The following is an 18,210-nucleotide window of genomic DNA, read 5'->3' as shown; positions in this document are numbered from 1 at the left end:
TCACGGCTGGGCGCTGGTGTTTTTTTCACCGCGCACGGATAGCGCGATGCGTTCGGCGGTACCGATGGGGATTTCGCCAACAACCGTCACCATCATCTCGCCATCCACCGTATTCAGGCGGCGGGAGACGGCAACCGTAGGGCCCAGCTGGGTGCGGGTTTCAGTCACGCTTGCGTCGTTGATCGGCTCAAGGAACACCGAGAAACGCGCCAGGCCGTCTTCATACATCAGGCTGTCGACTGTGGCTTTTGTCTGGATGTCTTTGCGGGCACTGCTGTTGGTCAGTTGAAAACCTGGCGGCAACCATTCCAGATGCCAGTGCTCGGTTGACGCGACTTCTGGCGCGTTACCGCTGGCTGCGGCAATGGGCGTGCATTCGCTGCTGGGCTGCAAATCGCGATCATCAGGCACGGCCGACGTGTTCAAGCGCGTGAACTGGAAACGCTCCAGCAATTGCCCCTGGTCATTGAGCAACAGGGACTTGAGCGGCAAGGCAGTTTCACGGTCCAGATGCAGCTCGAAGCCATAACGGTATTGGTCACGCGGCGTGATCGATACGATCACTGCATTACGACCGGCCACGCGGGATTTACCGATGACGGCCAGATCATAGAATTCATTGAGTTTTTGCGGATCAAGCGCACGTGACGGAGCATCACGCGAATTGCCAAGGCCTGCGACAAGGGCGCCGCTGACACACTGGGTACGGCCATCCAACCGCACGACTTCCTGGGCAGAGCCATCGAGCTGCAAGAGCCGCTCACGGACCTGACCGTCCTGGACGCGATGCCAGATGTCATGGGTAGAAAAACTGCCGTTGCGCTCGTAGACGAACGTACCTTGAAAGCTTTGCTGCTGCTCTGCACGCCCAAGTCGAGTCAGCCAGTCTTGGGCTTCATCGGCGTGGGCGGGGAGTGCAAACCAACTACTGAGCAAAAGCGTAAGGAGCGGTATGGCGCGCATAAAGCTCCTTACGGATTAGCGGTTTTCCAGGCTTGCTGCGCGAGCATAAGGCAGAGCGGTTTCAGTGCCTTTCAGAGCTGATTCCTGAGCGTGTTGGCGCAGGTAGCCTGGAAGACGCTGGTCCTGCCAGCCGGATTGCCCTTGCAGAACACCATTGGCCATCGGGCCGGTGGTGTCAGAGCTTTCCTTGTAGCCGGCCAATACTGCTGGGCCTTTGACCTGGGGTCCAGCCATCACCGGCTGCTGAGTCTGCTGGGCCAGTTCGGCGCCGGCGATTTCGTCCTGGTTGTACAGGCGAACACCGGCCAATACAGCAACGGTCACCGAGGCAGCGACTGCCAGGCGACCCAGGCTACGCCATGGACCACGAGCAGCTTTTGCCGGAACGGCTTCATCAGCCAGTGCGGCAGAAACGGCCGCAGCAATATCCAGACGAGGGATTAGTAGATCCTTGTGCATCACCGCCCGAGCGACTTGGTAACGAGACCAGGTATCACGGGTTTCGGCATCATCAAATGCGTTGAGCACTCGACGAAGTTCCAGTTCATCCGCTTCGTTATCCATCACTGCGGACAGCGATTCCTGCAGGGCATCACGACTCATGGCGGTTCCTCTCTTGGCTGTCGCCGCTGTCTTTAGTTTTCCTGCAACAACGGTTGCAAGGCTTTATCGATGGCTTCCCGGGCCCGGAAGATCCGTGACCGTACAGTCCCCACCGGACACTGCATGACGCTCGCAATGTCTTCGTAACTCAGACCGTCGAATTCACGTAAAGTTAACGCCGTACGCAAATCTTCTGGCAGTTGCTGAATGGTGCGATGAACGGTGCCTTCGATCTCGTCGCGCAGCAATGCACGCTCCGGCGACTCGAGATCTTTGAGGCCGTGATCACCATCGTAGAATTCAGCATCTTCTGAACTAACATCGCTATCCGGTGGGCGGCGTCCGCGAGACACCAGATAGTTCTTCGCCGTGTTGATGGCGATGCGGTACAGCCACGTATAAAACGCACTGTCACCGCGGAAATTGCCAAGTGCACGGTACGCCTTGATAAAGGCTTCCTGTGCAACGTCCTGCGCTTCATGGGTGTCGTGCACAAACCGCACGATCAACCCGAGAATTTTGTGCTGGTATTTCAGCACTAGCAGATCAAATGCGCGCTTGTCGCCGCGTTGAACGCGCTCGACCAGCTGCTGATCCTCTTCCTGGGTTAGCATGAACACTCCTCGTTGTGCTTGAAGGAGGCTTGCATAACTAAACGATCAGGCTTGCAAACATAGACTAGGACTTTTCGCAAAAGTTCTCCCCCTCAAAGCAAGTTTCCGGCATGCACTGATTTGGCACACACGAAAAACGCAGCACGGGCAACGCCGACTGCGCGAATAATCTTGTCGCCGGTTTTCTGACGCGTCCAATGCTCCCGACGGGCCAATAAACTCAACGTTTTCCCAGCTTTCGGGCAACCTGCTATTGAGTCGGGGCTTATGCAAAAAGTTCCCACTTCAATAACCGGCCGATTTTACCCACGCCGTGCACCGTAATCTCACATTGCCACGAATGCCCGGCTATTGTGCCGCTCAGCCCCTCTATATACTAGTAGGCCGTGTGACCCTTTGATTCGCCGATCCAGGCGTCCTGTTTGCGCCAGCCCTTTGGATCGCTTTTTGCGGAATCCTTCAAATGAGCCAACAGTTTCAACACGATGTTCTGGTGATCGGTAGCGGCGCGGCCGGCTTGAGCCTGGCGCTGACCCTCCCCAGCCACCTGCGAATTGCCGTACTGAGCAAAGGCAACCTGGCCAACGGCTCGACATTCTGGGCCCAGGGCGGCGTCGCCGCCGTGCTGGACGACACTGACACGGTGCAATCCCACGTCGAAGACACCCTCAACGCCGGCGGCGGCCTGTGCAACGAAGACGCCGTGCGCTTCACCGTCGAGCACAGCCGCGAGGCCATCCAATGGCTGATCGACCAGGGCGTGCCGTTCACCCGCGATGAACACGCCGGCAGCGACGATGGTGGTTTCGAGTTCCACCTGACCCGTGAGGGCGGCCACAGCCACCGCCGCATCATCCACGCCGCCGACGCCACCGGCGCCGCCATCTTCAAGACCCTGCTCGAACAAGCCCGCCAACGCCCCAACATCGAACTGCTGGAGCAACGCGTCGCCGTCGACCTAATCACCGAAAAACGCCTGGGCCTGGACGGCGAGCGCTGCCTTGGCGCCTACGTGCTCAACCGCGGCAGCGGCGAAGTCGACACCTACGGCGCACGTTTCACCATCCTCGCCTCAGGCGGCGCCGCGAAGGTCTACCTCTATACCAGCAACCCGGACGGCGCCTGCGGCGACGGCATCGCCATGGCCTGGCGTTCGGGCTGCCGGGTGGCCAACCTGGAATTCAACCAGTTCCACCCGACCTGCCTCTATCACCCGCAGGCCAAGAGCTTCCTCATCACCGAAGCCCTGCGCGGCGAAGGCGCCCACCTGAAACTGCCGAACGGCGAGCGCTTCATGCAGCGCTTCGACCCCCGCGCCGAACTGGCGCCACGGGACATCGTCGCCCGCGCCATCGACCATGAAATGAAGCGCCTGGGCATCGACTGCGTCTACCTGGACATCAGCCACAAGCCCGAAGCCTTCATCAAGACGCACTTCCCGACGGTCTACGAGCGCTGCCTGGCCTTCAACATCGACATCACCAAAGGCCCGATCCCCGTGGTCCCGGCCGCGCACTACACCTGCGGCGGCGTGATGGTCGATCAACACGGCCGCACCGACGTGCCCGGCCTGTATGCGATTGGCGAAACCAGCTTCACCGGCCTGCACGGCGCCAACCGCATGGCCAGCAATTCGCTGCTCGAATGCTTCGTCTACGCCCGTTCGGCAGCGGCGGACATCCTCGAACAACTGCCGCGCATCGCCGTGCCAGTCGCCCTGCCCCGCTGGGACGCGAGCCAGGTCACCGACTCGGACGAAGACGTAATCATCGCCCACAACTGGGACGAGCTGCGGCGGTTCATGTGGGACTACGTGGGGATCGTGCGCACCAACAAGCGCCTGCAACGCGCGCAACACCGCGTGCGGCTGCTTCTGGATGAGATCGACGAGTTCTACAGCAACTATAAAGTCAGCCGCGACCTGATCGAGTTGCGCAACCTGGCCCAAGTGGCGGAACTGATGATCCGCTCCGCCATGGAACGCAAGGAAAGCCGCGGCCTGCATTACACCCTCGACTACCCGGACATGCTGCCCGAGGCCCGCGACACTATTCTGGTGCCAACCACCTACGGCGACTGAACTTCAAGCGCACCCGCAGGCGCCGATGCAGATCGGCAGCCTGCGCATCCCTGGGCACACAGATCGAACGCACCCGCCAATCCCCCGGCACCCGGTAACGCAGCACCACGATCAACGGCAATGCCAGGCTGTCGGGACGCAACTGCACGCCGTGCCAGCCACGCGCGACGCTCCACAACTGCCAGCCGCTTTCATCGCGGCGCAGACCACGGACCGACGAACGGTGAGTCAGCAGCACATGGCGTGGCAAAACCCAGGCAGCATGCGCCAGGCACACCAGCACGCCGAGGCTTGAATAAGGCAGGTCGAGGGACAACAGCGCGCCCAGCGCGAACAGCTGGGCAAGGAGATACGCCGCCAGCAACAGCCGTGAGGCCTGCCAGCGGCATTCAAAGGTATTACTTGGGCTGGACACGATCCAGGATCATCCGAACCATGCGCTGCAACTCAGGGTCTTCCGATTCGGCGCGTTCCATGAACCAGCCGAACATGTCCTGGTCTTCGCACGTCAGCAGCCGGACGTAGAGGTCGCGGTCCACCTTGTCGAGCGTCGCGTAGACCTCTTTGGTGAAAGGCACCAGCAACACGTCCAGCTCCAGCATGCCGCGACGGCTGTGCCAGTAGAGGCGATTGATTTCTACATCTTCGACCATGGAGCGCTCCTCAAATAGGCGGCAAGTATACAGGCCCGGCCGCACCGGAACAGTCGGCTTTGGTCGCCCCATACGGAAACTATCCATTTGCCGGGCGCCCCTCTATGATGCACCCATGACTTTTTGACCTGCGATGACCCATGGCTGACTCCGCTTTCTTCTGCCCCCTGTCCCACGAAGGCGTTCTCGCCGTCCGCGGCGCCGACGCTGCCAAGTTCCTGCAAGGGCAACTGACCTGCAACCTCAATTACCTGAGCGACACCCAGGCCAGCCTCGGCGCGCGCTGCACGCAAAAAGGGCGCATGCAGTCGAGCTTCCGCATCCTGCTGCAAGGTGACGGCGTGTTACTGGCCATGGCCAGCGAACTGCTGGAACCGCAACTGGCCGACCTGAAGAAGTACGCCGTGTTCTCCAAATCCAAACTCACCGACGAAAGCGCCGCCTGGGTGCGTTTTGGCCTGATGGATGCGGATCATGCGCTGGCCGGCCTGGGCCTTGAACTACCCGTCGACACCGACAGCGTTGTACGCAACGAACACTTGATCGCCATCCGAGTGTCGCCCGGCCGCGCCGAACTCTGGGTGCCCGTCGAACAGGCCGAGGCCGTACTCAGCCAATTGACTGCGCAGCTTAAAGAAACCGATCTGAACGAATGGCTGCTGGGCCAGATCCGCGCCGGCATCGGCCAGGTCATGGCGCAAACCCGCGAGCTGTTCATCCCGCAGATGCTCAACCTGCAGGCCATCGGCGGCGTGAGCTTCAAGAAAGGCTGCTACACCGGCCAGGAAATCGTCGCGCGCATGCAGTACCTGGGCAAGCTCAAGCGTCGCCTGTACCGCTTGAGCCTCGATGGGGCTGAATTGCCTGAGCCAGGCACCCCGCTGTTTTCCCCCAGCCATAACAGCGCGATCGGCGAAGTGGTGATCGCGGCAAAAGCTGACCAGGCGGTTGAACTTTTGGCCGTGTTGCAAGCCGAAGCAGCCGACAATGGCGATGTGCACCTCGGCACCCTGGAAGGCCCCGGTTTGCACCTGCTTGACCTGCCTTACACGCTCGACCGTGATCGAGAGATCCAGCGTTAGTCGCCGTACCTTTTTGCAACACCCTAGAGATCATGAATGAACAAGCTGGCGGAAAAAGTCCAACAGGCTTTGATTACGGCCATCGACAACGATGACCTGGTTCTGCCGACATTACCGGAAGTGGCGCTGAAAATTCGTCAGGCCGCTGAAGACCCGGAAATCAGCATCAGCCACTTGAGCAAAGTGATCGGGCGCGACACCGCACTGTCGGCACGCCTAATCAAAGTGGTGAACAGCCCGTTGTTGCGCGCGACCCAGGAAGTCACCGACCTGCACACCGCCATCACCCGGCTGGGCACCAACTACAGCAGCAACCTGGCCATCGGCCTGGTGATGGAACAGATCTTCCACGCCCGCTCCGAAGCGGTCGAACAGAAGATGCGCGATGTCTGGCGCCGCAGCCTCGAAGTGGCGGGCGTCAGCTATGCGTTGTGCCGCAGCCACAGCCAGCTCAAGCCGGACCAGGCAGCCCTGGGCGGCCTGGTGCATCAGATTGGCGTGCTGCCGATCCTGACCTATGCCGAAGACCACTACGAACTGCTGTCGGACCCAGTGGCACTCAACCATGTGATCGACAGCATCCACCCGCTGCTCGGCGACAAGCTGCTGCGCGGCTGGGATTTCCCGGAGATGCTGGCCAACCTGCCGGGGCAGTACCTGGACATGGAGCGCGACTCCCCTACCCTCGACTACATCGACCTGGTGCAAATCGCCGTGCTGTATTGCTATCGCGGCACCGACCATCCCTTGGCGAATGTCTCGGCCGCCACCCTGCCGGCACTCAAGAAGCTGCGGGTCGACCCCTACAGCGAAGCCCTGCGCGCCGAGCTGGATGAAGCACGCTCGATGTTTTACTGATTAGCCGGCGATAAAGCTCACCCGCACCTTCAACCCCGCCCGTTCGCCATCGTGCAGGCTGATCTGCGCCAGGTGCGCGCGGCAGATCTCGCCGACAATCGCCAGCCCCAGGCCCGACCCCAGGCCCTGCTGGCTACGCCGGTAGAAGCGCTCGAACACCCGGTCGCGCTCATCCAGCGGGATGCCCGGGCCATCATCTTCCACTTCCAGCACCGCCGGCGCCGTGACCCGCAAGATCACATTGCCGCCCGGTGGTGTGTGCGCCAGGGCGTTGTCCACCAGGTTGCTCAACAGCTCGTTCAACAACGTCGGTTCGCCGCGCAGCCACACCGGCTCGTCGGCTTCCAACGCCAACGCCACGCCACGCGCGTGGGCCAAGGGCGCCATGGCCATGCCCAATTCCCGCGCCAGTTGGCTAAGGTCGAGCAACTGCGCGCCGCCCTCGGCAATCGCCCGCGCGCCGTTTTCGATACGCGCCAGGGACAACAGTTGATTGGCCAGGTGGGTCAGGCGATCGGTGCCTTGGGCGGCGCTTTCCAGGGTGCTGCGCCAGGTCGGCGGGTCTTCGGCACGCAGGCCCAGTTCGAGACGGGCCTTCAGCGCGGCCAACGGCGTGCGCAGTTCGTGGGCGGCGTCGGCAATAAACTGTGCCTGGCGCTCGAACTGACCGCGCAGGCGCTCGGTAAAGTGATTGAGGGAGCGCACCAGCGGGCCGAACTCATGCTGCACTTCCACCAGCGGCAACGGCCGCAGGTCGTCGGGCTGGCGTTCTTCCACCGCGGTGCGCAAGCGCTCCAGCGGGCGCAACGCCGCGCTCACGGCGAACCACACCAGCAGCAAGGCGCCCACCGCGAGCATGCCCAGGCGCAGCAAGGTGTCGGCCATCAGGCTGCGGGCCATGCTGACGCGCGCTTCGTCGGTTTCAGCCACGCGGATTTCCGCCATGCCGTTCATGTTCGGCTCGGAAACCGCCTTGAGCAGGCTGACCACACGCACCGGCTGGCCCTGATACACCGCGTCGTAAAAGCGCGCCAACGCCGGATAGTCATCGGTGCGCGGCGTACCGGGCGGCGGGCCGGGGAGGTTTTCGTAGCCGGAGATCAGCTTCTGATCAATGTCATTGACCTGGTAGTAAATGCGCCCGGCGCTGTCGTAGGCGAAGGTATCCAGCGCCACATACGGCACGTTGGCGCTGAGGGTGCCATCGACCTGGGTCAACCCGGCGGCGATGGTCCGCGCCGAGGCGAGCAAGGTGCGGTCGTAGGCGGTGTCCGCCGCCTCGCGCCCGTTCCAGTAGGCACTCATGCCGCTGGCGAGCATCAGCAACACCAGCAACAGCGCCAGGTTCCACAGCAGGCGCCAGCGCAGACTGCTGGGTTTATGCATCGCGCGCTTCCAACAGATAACCGAGGCCACGGAAGGTCACGATGGCAATCGGTTGGCCGTCGAGTTTCTTGCGCAGGCGGTGCACGTAGATTTCGATCGCATCGGGGCTGGCTTCTTCATCCAGGCCGAACACCTGGGACGCCAGTTGCTCTTTGCTCATGACCCGCCCCGGCCGCGCAATCAGCGCTTCCAGCACCGCTTGCTCGCGGGACGTCAACGTCATCAGCTCGCCGCCCACAGTGAAGCGGCGGGTGTCGAGGTCGTAGACCAGCACCCCGCACGTCTGCTGGCGCTCGCCGCCCAACACGCTGCGTCGCAGCAGCGCCTTGACCCGGGCTTCCAGCTCAGTCAGCTCGAAAGGTTTGGCCAGGTAATCGTCAGCACCGAGGTTCAGCCCGTGCACACGGTCTTTCACGTCACTGCGCGCGGTCAACATCAGCACCGGCAGATTTTTCCCACGTGCCCGCAAGCGCGCCAGCACCTCGAAACCGTCCATGCGCGGCAAGCCCACATCCAGGATCGCGGCGGCGTACTCCTCGCTGCTCAAGGCCAGGTCCGCGGCCACCCCATCGTGCAACACATCGACGGTCAAACCCGTGCTCTTGAGCGCCTGGGCGACACTTTCGGCGAGTTGCAGGTGGTCTTCAACCAACAGGACACGCATGGATTTGTACCTCGTTCAGGAGTGGGCGACGCCACGCTTTGGCGGGCAGTTTACAGGCGCAACCTGCCCTGTGAAGCCCGAAAACATTGAAAGGCCATTGAAAGGTTAGTGAAAGCTTCGCCCTTTAGCATCCAATCACGGTGGTCTATGCCCACCGCGCTGCCTGAGCCGCAGCACTCGAAAAACGCCTTGAAGCGTTTTCGTCAAAATAAGAACAATAACGGAGTACACCACGATGCTGTCGACACAGCCCCAGGCTCTCACGCCTGTGCGTTTTTCCCGCCTGACCCAGACCGCCCTTGCCAGTGCCGCTGCCCTTGCCGGCTTTTCGCCGCTTAGCCAGGCTGCCTTCTTCGAAGACAGTAGCGGTACCCTGGAAACCCGCAACATGTACTTCAACCGCGACTTTCGCGACGGCACCAGCGCACAGCAATCCAAGCGCGACGAATGGGCCCAGGGCTTCATGCTCAACCTGCAATCAGGCTACACCGACGGCACCGTCGGCTTTGGCGTGGATGCGCTGGGCATGCTTGGGGTCAAGCTCGACTCCAGCCCCGACCGCACCGGCACCGGCCTGCTGCCGACCCACGACGACGGCCGCGCCGCCAACGAATACTCCAAACTGGGCCTGACCGGCAAAGTGAAGATCTCCGCCACCGAGCTGAAGATCGGCTCACTGGCCCCCGAGCTGCCGATCCTCAAGCCCAACGACGGGCGCATCCTGCCGCAGACCTTCAACGGTGGCCTGATTACCTCCAAGGAATTCAAGAACCTGGTGTTCACCGGTGGCCGCCTGGACAAAGCCAAGGACCGCGACGACAGCAACTACGAAGACATCGCCCTCAACAACAAGAACAGCCGCTTCGTCAGCGGCGCCACCGGCAAGCACTTCAACTTCGGTGGCGTGGACTACAAGTTCGCCGACAAGATCACCGGCAGCTACCATTTCGCCCAGCTCGACGACGTGTACCGCCAGCACTTCCTCGGCCTGGTCGCCGCCCGCCCGATGGGCCCCGGCACCTTTGCCACCGACCTGCGCCTGGCCATCAGCGACGACACCGGCAGCGCCCGTGGCGGCAAGATCGACAACACATCCCTCAACGGCCTGTTCAGCTATGCCCTTAATGGCCATAAGCTCAGCGCCGGCTACCAGCACATGTCCGGCGACAATGCGTTCCCCTATGTGGATGGCAGCGACCCGTACCTCGTCAACTTCGTGCAGATCAACGACTTTGCCGGCGCCGAAGAACGCTCCTGGCAGGCGCGCTACGACTTCGACTTCGTCAAACTGGGCATTCCCGGCCTGAGCTTCATGAGCCGTTACATTTCGGGTGACAACATCCAGCTCAAGAACGGCGACACCGGCAAAGAGTGGGAACGCAACAGCGAGATCAAGTACGTGGTGCAAAGCGGCACGTTCAAGGACGTGGCCGTGCGCCTGCGCAATGCCACCTATCGCTCCAACTACTCAGCCCGTGATGCAGATGAAATGCGCGTGCTGGTGAGCTACAGCGTCGCACTCTGGTAGTAGCCACTCATAACAACAATGAAGGAGAACACCATGACCCTTTCACTGCGTAAATTGGCCCTCGCCGCCGGCTGCGTACTGTTCGCCGGCCAACTGCTGGCCGCCGAAGAACCCAAGCGCCCGGAATGCATCGCCCCGGCCTCCCCTGGCGGCGGGTTTGACCTGACCTGCAAGCTGGCGCAAAGCGCGCTGGTCAACGAGAAGCTGCTGAGCAAGCCGATGCGCGTGACCTACATGCCCGGCGGCGTCGGCGCGGTGGCCTACAACGCCGTGGTCGCCCAGCGCCCGGCGGATGCCGGCACCCTGGTGGCGTGGTCCAGCGGTTCGCTGCTGAACCTGGCCCAGGGCAAGTTCGGCCGCTTCGATGAAAGCGCCGTGCGCTGGTTGGCAGCGGTCGGCACCAGCTACGGTGCCATCGCAGTGAAAGCCGATTCGCCCTACAAGACCCTCGACGATCTGGTCAAAGCCCTGAAGAAAGATCCGGGCAGCGTCGTGATCGGTTCCGGCGGCACCGTCGGCAGCCAGGACTGGATGCAGACCGCACTGATCGCCAAGGCCGCCGGGATCAACCCGCGTGAACTGCGCTACGTGGCGCTTGAAGGCGGCGGCGAAATCGCCACGGCCCTGCTCGGCGGTCACATCCAAGTGGGCAGTACCGACATCTCCGACTCCATGCCGCACATCCTCAGCGGTGACATGCGCCTGCTGGCGGTGTTCTCGGAAGAGCGCCTGGACGAGCCGGAAATGAAGAATATTCCGACCGCCAAAGAGCAAGGCTACGACATCGTCTGGCCCGTGGTACGCGGTTTCTACCTCGGGCCAAAAGTCAGCGATGCCGACTACGCCTGGTGGAAAGACGCGTTCGACAAACTGCTGGCTTCCGACGAGTTCGCCAAGCTGCGTGACCAGCGCGAGCTGTTCCCGTTCGCCATGACCGGCCCGGAGCTGGACACCTACGTGAAGAAACAAGTGGCTGACTACAAAGTGCTGGCCAAAGAGTTTGGCCTGATCCAGTAATCGCCCCTCTGTGGGAGCGGGCTTGCCCGCGAAAAACGTCAACGATGACGCGTGCTGCCTGGATACACGCGGCGTCCTTGCATTCTTCGCGAGCAAGCCCGCTCCCACAAAAGCGGCCTAGGAGTTTCCTATGCTTTTACAACGCATTTTCGCCAGCATCATGCTGCTGGTCTGTGCCGGTCTCGCGCTGATGGCGTGGCCGTACCAGGCCGCGTTTTCCTATGAGCCGGTCGGGCCGCGTGCCTACCCGCTGCTGATGCTCGGGCTGATGAGCCTGGGCCTGATCTACATGATTATTCGCCCCCAGCCGACCAAACACACCGAAGAAGAACCAGCGCTGGACCGCGAAACCCTGATCAAGATCGCCATCTGCGTCGGCCTGTTGATCGTATTCGCCGGCACCTTCGAGCCCCTGGGTTTCATCCTCAGCAGCATGCTGATCGGCATCCCCATGGCGCGCCTGTATGGCGGCCGCTGGTTACCGAGCGTGGTGATCGTCAGCCTCATGGCCATCGGCCTGTACCTGCTGTTCGATAAAGCCATGGATGTACCGCTGCCCCTGGGCCTGCTCGACGTTCTGGAGAACTGATATGGATACTTTCGGCTACTTGGGCCAGGGCTTCGGCGTTGCACTGTCCCCGTACAATCTGGTGACCGCGTTGTGCGGCACCCTGATCGGCACCGTGGTCGGCCTGTTGCCGGGCCTGGGCCCGATCAACGGCGTGGCGCTGTTGATCCCCATCGCGTTTGCCCTGGGCCTGCCGCCGGAATCGGCGCTGATCCTGCTGGCAGCCGTGTACCTGGGCTGCGAATACGGCGGCCGGATCAGCTCGATCCTGCTCAACATCCCGGGCGAAGCCTCCACCGTGATGACCACCCTCGACGGTTACCCGATGGCCCGCAAAGGCCTGGCCGGTGTGGCGCTGTCGTTGTCGGCGTGGAGTTCGTTCATCGGTGCGTTTATCGCCACCTGCGGCATGGTGCTGTTTGCGCCGCTGCTGGCCAAATGGGCGATTGCCTTCGGTCCGGCGGAATATTTCGTACTGATGGTGTTCGCGATTGTCTGCCTGGGCGGCATGGCCGGTGACAAGCCGTTGAAGACCTTTGTCGCGGCGCTGATCGGCCTGTTCCTCTCGGCGGTCGGCATCGACGCCAACAGCGGCGTGTACCGCTTTACCGGCGACAACATCCACCTCACCGACGGCATCCAGTTTGTCGTATTGGTGCTCGGCCTGTTCTCCATCAGCGAGATCCTGTTGCTCCTGGAAAAAACCCACCGTGGCCAGGAAGCCGTGAAAGCCACCGGACGGATGATGTTCAACCTGAAGGAAGCGTCTGCGGTGTTCGTGGTGAATATCCGTTGCGGCCTGCTCGGTTTCATCATGGGTGTATTGCCCGGCGCCGGCGCCACCCTGGCCTCGGCCGTTGCCTACATGACCGAGAAACGCCTGGCCGGTGCCAGCGGTAAATTCGGCCAGGGCGACATGCGCGGCCTCGCCGCCCCGGAAACCGCGATTGGCGCCTCCGCCTGCGGCGCACTGGTGCCAATGCTGACCCTCGGCGTACCCGGTTCGGGCACCACGGCGGTGATGATCGGCGCGCTGTCGCTGTACAACATCACCCCCGGTCCGCTGCTGTTCCAACAGCAACCGGACATCGTCTGGGGCCTGATCGCGTCGTTGTTTATCGCCAACATCATGCTGGTGATCCTCAACATCCCGATGATCCGCATCTTCACGCGCATCCTTGCCGTGCCGAACTGGGCGCTGGTGCCAGTGATCGCGATCATCACCGCGATCGGTGTGTACGCGGTTCACGCCACCACCTTCGACCTGTTCCTGATGGTCGGTATCGGCATCTTTGGCTACATCCTGCGCAAGCTCGACTTCCCGCTGTCGCCGGTGCTGCTGGGCTTTATCCTCGGCGGCCTGATGGAGCAGAACCTGCGCCGCGCGCTGTCGATTTCCAACGGTGCGCTGGACATCCTCTGGTCGAGCCCGATCACCTTTGGGGTGTGGGTCCTGACCGCGCTGATGCTGGCCTTCCCGCTGGTGCGGATCTACCGCAAACGTGCCCTGCAGCGTCGTGCCGTGGCCGATGTCTGAGGTCACCTTTAAACATTGGTGGGGAACACCGCTGGTCGGCCTGGCCGGCGGTTACCTGGCCAGCCTTGTCGGCTGGCCGTTGCCGTACATGGTCGGCTCGCTGCTGGCGATCATCCTCGTGCGGTGCCTCACGCCGTGGCAGTTGGCGGAGATTCCCGGCGGGCGCAAATGCGGCCAATGGGTGGTGGGGATCGGCATCGGCCTGCACTTTACGCCGGTGGTGATCGAGCAAGTGATGAGCCACTTCGGGCTGATCTTCTTTGGCGCGCTGGTCACCAGTCTTTCCAGTGTGGTCGGCGTGTGGCTGATGCGGCGCAGCGGTGAAGACCGCGCCACCGCGTTTTTCTCCAGCATGCCGGGCGGCTCCGGCGAGATGGTCAACCTCGGCGCACGCAACGGCGCGGTGCTCAGCCGTGTCGCGGCGGGGCAGAGTCTGCGGGTGTTGGTGGTGGTGCTGTGTGTGCCGGCGATCTTCAAGTATTTGCTGGAGGGCGGCGCGCCGCAGTTTCATCCGGCGCCGGTGAGTTGGCCTTGGCTGTTGGCGTTGTTTCCGCTTGGCGCGTTGGTGGCCTGGGGTTGGCAGCGTTTGCGTCAGCCGAACCCGTGGCTGTTCGGGCCGTTGCTGGTGAGTGCGACGGCCAGTGTTGTGTGGGATCTGCATATCGGTTTGCCCGACGGCGGCAGCCAGATTGGCCAGTGGCTGATTGGCAGTGGTTTGGGTTGCCACTTCAATCGGCAGTTCTTTCGCCGGGCGCCGTCGTTCATGGGGCGCACGTTGATTGGTACGGCGTTGACCATGGCGCTGGCGACGTTGGCGGCAGTGGGGCTGAGCGCGCTGACTCATCTGGACTTGCGCTCGTTGACCCTGGGCATGATGCCCGGCGGGATTGCCGAGATGAGCCTTACGGCAGAGACCCTGCAACTGTCGGTGCCGTTGGTGACGGCGATGCAGGTGATGCGGTTGTTGTTTGTGTTGTTTCTGGCGGAGCCGTTGTTCAGGCACTGGAACCGTCAGCCCTGATCCCTCTCTTTCAAGTGGCCCGTCCTGGGCCGCTACCGCTAGTCGGCACTGTCATTTCTCACAGCTACCCGCACTGCATGCACTCTGCGTTCAATCACCACACGCTCAGCCTGCTGCTGCCCTTAGCCCTTTGTGAGGTATAGATCATGTCTGTTGTTAAGAGCGCCCAACCTCCTGTCTCACAACTGACACCCTACATTCCTGGGCTAACGATACCTCTGGTAGGTTTTTCCGGCGGTGTGTTCCGACAACTACTGGAGAGCCACGGGAGTGAGGGGCTGATTTGTATCATGCGATCTTACGCCGGTCAGCGCGAAGACGACTTCATCGAGTTGTTTTGCGGCAACTTGGCAACCCCAGTCGACTTCCACACCGTCACCAAACAAGAAGCACGCGAACAAAGGCCGATTGCCATGCATATCTCCATGGCTCGCCTGCCTGATGGCCCGCTAGATCCGGTTTTTATCAGGGTCACCCACCTTAACCAACACGTTGAGCAAACCCAAAGCCTTAGGCTCAAAATCGATACCGTCTCGCCAACCGGCAACGATGCCGTTTCCGGACCACCCTGGGTGAATGAGCAGTTGCCACGCCCACAACCTGCACTGACGTTGATCGATTCGACCGCCGCTGGCCGCGGGGTCGGTGTGAAAATTGGGTTTTATCCCGTGGATGCCAGCCGCCCCACCAACACCCACAGGGCGGTACGAGACCGTATTCGCCTGTTTATCGGCGGACAAATCATCGAACACTCCGTAAACGAGAGTGAAGCCAGCAACCGTAATCCGATCACCATTATGGTTTATTACGGGTCCTGGCTCCTGATCGGCAGTGGCCATCATGCCTGTTCCTACGAAGTCATCGACGAAGTCGTCAACTACGCCCCCGGCCGCTCGCCAGTTCAGTTGATCGAGGTGCGCCTTGATCCCAACGAGCGGTTACTGGACCCCGCCCAAATCGTCGAAGCACCCAGTGGCACCCTGAACGCGGACAGACTAGCGGGAAACGATGCAACCCTGCGGGTCGCCATTGCGGGCAAAGGCTGGGCTCCCGGCGACGGTATCCGCCTGAAGATCCGGGGACGCACGCAAGACGGGGTCGATGTCGAACAGATCTACAACGCCACTATTGCTTCCGCTACCGTACCCTTCGCTGATTTTCCATGGCCCAACGCTGATGTGCGCTTGCTCATCGGCGCGCTGATCCAGCTAAGCTATGAGCGAGTCCGTAGCGGGCAAATCGACTTGCCATCGGAAAATACCTTTGTCCAGGTGACCGGCACACCCACAGACACCGGCCTTGTCGCACCGCAAGTCCTCTCTGCCAGTGGCGGAGTATTGCACCCGCTCACCGACCCGGTGACTGTCCGAATCAGCGCCTATACGGGCCAGAAACCCAACGACCGAGTCACCTTGGTATTGGAAGGCACCTACGCCAACGGTCATCTTTTCTATCAAGAGCATGCGCATGACGCCGGCCTTGGCGATATTTTCTTCAACTTGCCCAACGGCGTTGATGGCGATATTCGCCAACTCGATGGCGGCCGTCTCATGCTCTATTACTTCATCAACGGGGCCGGGCAGCGACCACCCTCTGCCATCCTGACACTCAACATCGGCGAACCCCAAGACGCCCTTCCCGCGCCGCAGGTCCAGCAAGCACCGCCCCCCGATTTGACCTTTGACCCAGAAATCTCCAAAGGCAATGCAAACGTCACGGTCCCAGGCCACGCATCATTCACCGACGGTGCCGCGGTCACTTTGTATGTTGAAGGCAGTGCCCTGGGCGGCAGTGTGCCTCCCGCTGCATTTCCCATCACGCCACCCTGGGTCGGCCGGGACTTGCCCTTCGTTATCGCCAGGGTATTCATCGTCGCCAACCTCAACGGTTCGGCACGTATTTACTACCGGGTGGACAGCCCCAACCAACGCACCCGCTACTCCCAGGCGCTGGTGATGAAAGTCGGCAGCGGGCTCCAGTTGCCGGTACCACGAGTTCTGGAAAGCACGTTCACCGGGCCTGCCACCGCCACCCTCAACCCTATTCACGTGCTGCCCCCTGCTCCGCCAGTGTGTACCTTTCGGGTGAGCTACAGCCCAATGCTGGCCAGCGATGATATAAAGCCGACATTCAGTGGTACACCCGGCCCAGGAACACCAATCCTGAATCCTCTGCCCGGCAACCCAACGCAGGGCTACGTCGACTTCACCGTCGGCAATTTGGCGATTGCCGCCAACCTGCGCAAGACCGCCGCGCTGTCTTATAAAGTAACGCGCGCAGGAGCCACGACAGCTTCCCAGGTCTCGACCTTGACGGTGAGCCTACTGCCCGCTCAATTACTGGATCTGGTCAGCGTGCCTCAAGCGGTTGGCGGCATCATCAACGTCAATTCGACATGTACCGTATTAGTGCGCGAATGGCCGTTCATGCGCGCAGGCCAAGCCGTCTGGATCGATATCAATGGCCCCGGCCCTGCTGGCCTCGCGCTCCGCGAAGGCACACCCGTGAGCCCACAGGAGTTCGCTGCCAGACGTATCGAGCTGCCATTGCCCAACGATTACCTGCGCATGCTGCCCACCCTCAGCAACTTGAGCGTGGAGGTACGGGTCTCCCTCAACGGCAACATCGGCAAGTACTTCGCCACCGACTTGCGAACCGTCAACTACCGAATCAACAACGCCCACGGCATCTTTGAGCGTATTACGGTAGGCCGGGGACCGAACACCCTGGCATTCAGCCCCGACGAAAACCGGCTCTACGTGAGTTGCCTGTTTGGGCAGCCTTCGATCTGGGTGATCGATACACAGCGCAACCGGGTCATCGACAATTTCGAAGTACCCGGGTCACCCATATGGATGGCCGTTCATCCAACGACCGGGCGTTTGTATGTCACCGACAACAGCGTCGCAACCCAGACACCAATTCGCGTCTACAGCCCCCAGGATCACTCACTGGTCGATACGCTGACCGGGTTCGACACCGTCAACGGGATCGCCTTCAACAGCACGGGCTCGCGCTTGTATGTAGCGGACAATCGCGCCGCAATGCTGATCATCCTCAACACCACCAACCACCAACGGCTGGCCTCGGTGCCGGTCCCCAACCCTATCGACATCACACTGAGCCCCGACAATAGCCGCGCCCATATCGCTACCCTCAGCGGTTGGGCCATTGTCAATCTGACTAACAACACACTGATCAGTAGCGTTGCCGCTGCAAACCCCACCAGCATTGTCCACAGCCCCCGTGCGTCGCAGGTTTACATAACCCGCAGAGACACCGGCGTGGCCATCGGCAATACCCAGACCCAACGTATCGAGCAGACCCTAACCGGTTTGCAAGGGCCGTACGATGTCGTCTTCCAGCGCGGGCGAGACCTCGCGTACGTGACGCAAACCGAGGGCGACCGACTCGGCATTATCGACACGCGCTTGCAGCGAGTCATCGGTGCCTATGCAGGTTTCAACAAGCCACGGGGTGTGGTGGTTGCAGCGGATGGCTCCCAGGGGTACGTGGCGAGTATTGGCGACGACACGGTGGCGTTCGTCGTGCTTTAGCGGGTTAGTGCCATTCGTCGGCACTGTCAGTTTTCACAGCTAGTTGCACAACGGGTAACGGCGTTGAATCGAAACAGCA

General features: G+C 61.5%; 16 protein-coding genes. 9 read left to right on the top strand and 7 right to left on the bottom strand.

The features are described 5' to 3' along the window. The 3 genes from NUV89_RS03285 to rpoE are packed head-to-tail and all read right to left on the bottom strand — an operon-like array spanning position 1 to position 2,180. Complete coding sequence (locus NUV89_RS03285) at positions 1-963, bottom strand: MucB/RseB C-terminal domain-containing protein (RefSeq protein WP_257780279.1); 963 nt, start codon at positions 961-963, stop codon at positions 1-3. A 15-nt stretch (positions 964-978) separates the two neighbouring features. Continuing rightward, positions 979-1,566 carry a sigma-E factor negative regulatory protein gene (locus tag NUV89_RS03280; RefSeq protein ID WP_016975168.1) on the bottom strand — a complete coding sequence of 196 codons (588 nt, stop codon included), beginning with the start codon at positions 1,564-1,566 and terminating at the stop codon, positions 979-981. Positions 1,567-1,598: 32 nt separating this feature from the next. Beyond that, on the bottom strand, positions 1,599-2,180 hold the full coding sequence (rpoE, locus tag NUV89_RS03275; protein WP_003172477.1) for an RNA polymerase sigma factor RpoE: 582 nt from the start codon (positions 2,178-2,180) through the stop codon (positions 1,599-1,601). A gap of 463 nt (positions 2,181-2,643) precedes the next feature. Between rpoE and nadB the strand changes: the two genes are divergently transcribed. Then, complete coding sequence (gene nadB / locus NUV89_RS03270) at positions 2,644-4,260, top strand: L-aspartate oxidase (protein ID WP_257780278.1); 1,617 nt, start codon at positions 2,644-2,646, stop codon at positions 4,258-4,260. Here nadB and NUV89_RS03265 read toward each other — a convergent pair. Together NUV89_RS03265 and NUV89_RS03260 are read right to left on the bottom strand one after the other, a co-directional pair. Next, entirely contained in the window at positions 4,229-4,675 is a 447-nt protein-coding gene (locus NUV89_RS03265; protein WP_257780277.1) for a protein YgfX, read from the bottom strand. The two genes, nadB and NUV89_RS03265, sit on opposite strands and share 32 nt — an antisense overlap. Beyond that, on the bottom strand, positions 4,659-4,913 hold the full coding sequence (locus NUV89_RS03260) for a succinate dehydrogenase assembly factor 2 (RefSeq protein ID WP_017736358.1): 255 nt from the start codon (positions 4,911-4,913) through the stop codon (positions 4,659-4,661). Before NUV89_RS03260 ends, NUV89_RS03265 begins: the two co-directional genes overlap by 17 nt. Positions 4,914-5,053: 140 nt before the next feature. Between NUV89_RS03260 and NUV89_RS03255 the strand changes: the two genes are divergently transcribed. Together NUV89_RS03255 and NUV89_RS03250 are read left to right on the top strand one after the other, a co-directional pair. Then, positions 5,054-5,995 carry a folate-binding protein YgfZ gene (locus NUV89_RS03255; protein WP_257780276.1) on the top strand — a complete coding sequence of 314 codons (942 nt, stop codon included), beginning with the start codon at positions 5,054-5,056 and terminating at the stop codon, positions 5,993-5,995. 36 nt (positions 5,996-6,031) lie between these two features. Continuing rightward, on the top strand, positions 6,032-6,853 hold the full coding sequence (locus NUV89_RS03250) for an HDOD domain-containing protein (RefSeq protein WP_257780275.1): 822 nt from the start codon (positions 6,032-6,034) through the stop codon (positions 6,851-6,853). Here the strand turns inward: NUV89_RS03250 and NUV89_RS03245 are convergent, their stop codons facing one another. Next, on the bottom strand, positions 6,854-8,239 hold the full coding sequence (locus NUV89_RS03245; RefSeq protein WP_017736360.1) for a sensor histidine kinase: 1,386 nt from the start codon (positions 8,237-8,239) through the stop codon (positions 6,854-6,856). Beyond that, on the bottom strand, positions 8,232-8,903 hold the full coding sequence (locus NUV89_RS03240; RefSeq protein WP_017736361.1) for a response regulator: 672 nt from the start codon (positions 8,901-8,903) through the stop codon (positions 8,232-8,234). The genes NUV89_RS03245 and NUV89_RS03240 overlap by 8 nt, the downstream gene beginning before the upstream one ends. 235 nt (positions 8,904-9,138) lie before the next feature. On the opposite strand from NUV89_RS03240, the gene NUV89_RS03235 reads away from it, so the two are divergent. From NUV89_RS03235 to NUV89_RS03210, 6 genes are all read left to right on the top strand, one after another. Continuing rightward, a complete protein-coding gene (locus NUV89_RS03235) occupies positions 9,139-10,431 on the top strand; it encodes an OprD family porin (RefSeq protein ID WP_257780274.1) in 1,293 nt (430 codons plus the stop codon). Positions 10,432-10,464: 33 nt separating this feature from the next. Then, entirely contained in the window at positions 10,465-11,448 is a 984-nt protein-coding gene (locus NUV89_RS03230) for a tripartite tricarboxylate transporter substrate binding protein (RefSeq protein WP_124525852.1), read from the top strand. A gap of 130 nt (positions 11,449-11,578) precedes the next feature. Further along, positions 11,579-12,037, top strand: a complete 459-nt coding sequence (locus tag NUV89_RS03225; protein ID WP_257780273.1) for a tripartite tricarboxylate transporter TctB family protein — start codon at positions 11,579-11,581, stop codon at positions 12,035-12,037. Between the two features lies 1 nt (position 12,038). Further along, positions 12,039-13,553 carry a tripartite tricarboxylate transporter permease gene (locus NUV89_RS03220; protein WP_065899413.1) on the top strand — a complete coding sequence of 505 codons (1,515 nt, stop codon included), beginning with the start codon at positions 12,039-12,041 and terminating at the stop codon, positions 13,551-13,553. Further along, positions 13,546-14,574 carry an AbrB family transcriptional regulator gene (locus NUV89_RS03215; protein ID WP_105522596.1) on the top strand — a complete coding sequence of 343 codons (1,029 nt, stop codon included), beginning with the start codon at positions 13,546-13,548 and terminating at the stop codon, positions 14,572-14,574. The genes NUV89_RS03220 and NUV89_RS03215 overlap by 8 nt, the downstream gene beginning before the upstream one ends. Before the next feature lie 290 nt (positions 14,575-14,864). Next, positions 14,865-18,131, top strand: a complete 3,267-nt coding sequence (locus NUV89_RS03210) for a YncE family protein (protein WP_257780272.1) — start codon at positions 14,865-14,867, stop codon at positions 18,129-18,131. Positions 18,132-18,210: the final 79 nt, after the last annotated feature.

The organism is Pseudomonas sp. 18.1.10 (assembly GCF_024655625.1).
In the GTDB taxonomy this organism is placed as follows: domain Bacteria; phylum Pseudomonadota; class Gammaproteobacteria; order Pseudomonadales; family Pseudomonadaceae; genus Aquipseudomonas.
This window is presented reverse-complemented; position numbering and strand designations above follow the sequence as displayed.

Excerpts from the sequence above, each read along its gene's own strand:
- NUV89_RS03285 (WP_257780279.1), bottom strand. The coding sequence starts at position 963 with ATGCGCGCCATACCGCTCCTTACGCTTTTGCTCAGTAGTTGGTTTGCA.
- NUV89_RS03280 (WP_016975168.1), bottom strand. The coding sequence starts at position 1,566 with ATGAGTCGTGATGCCCTGCAGGAATCGCTGTCCGCAGTGATGGATAAC.
- rpoE (WP_003172477.1), bottom strand. The coding sequence starts at position 2,180 with ATGCTAACCCAGGAAGAGGATCAGCAGCTGGTCGAGCGCGTTCAACGC.
- nadB (WP_257780278.1), top strand. The coding sequence starts at position 2,644 with ATGAGCCAACAGTTTCAACACGATGTTCTGGTGATCGGTAGCGGCGCG.
- NUV89_RS03260 (WP_017736358.1), bottom strand. The coding sequence starts at position 4,913 with ATGGTCGAAGATGTAGAAATCAATCGCCTCTACTGGCACAGCCGTCGC.
- NUV89_RS03255 (WP_257780276.1), top strand. The coding sequence starts at position 5,054 with ATGGCTGACTCCGCTTTCTTCTGCCCCCTGTCCCACGAAGGCGTTCTC.
- NUV89_RS03250 (WP_257780275.1), top strand. The coding sequence starts at position 6,032 with ATGAACAAGCTGGCGGAAAAAGTCCAACAGGCTTTGATTACGGCCATC.
- NUV89_RS03245 (WP_017736360.1), bottom strand. The coding sequence starts at position 8,239 with ATGCATAAACCCAGCAGTCTGCGCTGGCGCCTGCTGTGGAACCTGGCG.
- NUV89_RS03240 (WP_017736361.1), bottom strand. The coding sequence starts at position 8,903 with ATGCGTGTCCTGTTGGTTGAAGACCACCTGCAACTCGCCGAAAGTGTC.
- NUV89_RS03235 (WP_257780274.1), top strand. The coding sequence starts at position 9,139 with ATGCTGTCGACACAGCCCCAGGCTCTCACGCCTGTGCGTTTTTCCCGC.
- NUV89_RS03230 (WP_124525852.1), top strand. The coding sequence starts at position 10,465 with ATGACCCTTTCACTGCGTAAATTGGCCCTCGCCGCCGGCTGCGTACTG.
- NUV89_RS03225 (WP_257780273.1), top strand. The coding sequence starts at position 11,579 with ATGCTTTTACAACGCATTTTCGCCAGCATCATGCTGCTGGTCTGTGCC.
- NUV89_RS03220 (WP_065899413.1), top strand. The coding sequence starts at position 12,039 with ATGGATACTTTCGGCTACTTGGGCCAGGGCTTCGGCGTTGCACTGTCC.
- NUV89_RS03215 (WP_105522596.1), top strand. The coding sequence starts at position 13,546 with ATGTCTGAGGTCACCTTTAAACATTGGTGGGGAACACCGCTGGTCGGC.
- NUV89_RS03210 (WP_257780272.1), top strand. The coding sequence starts at position 14,865 with ATGCGATCTTACGCCGGTCAGCGCGAAGACGACTTCATCGAGTTGTTT.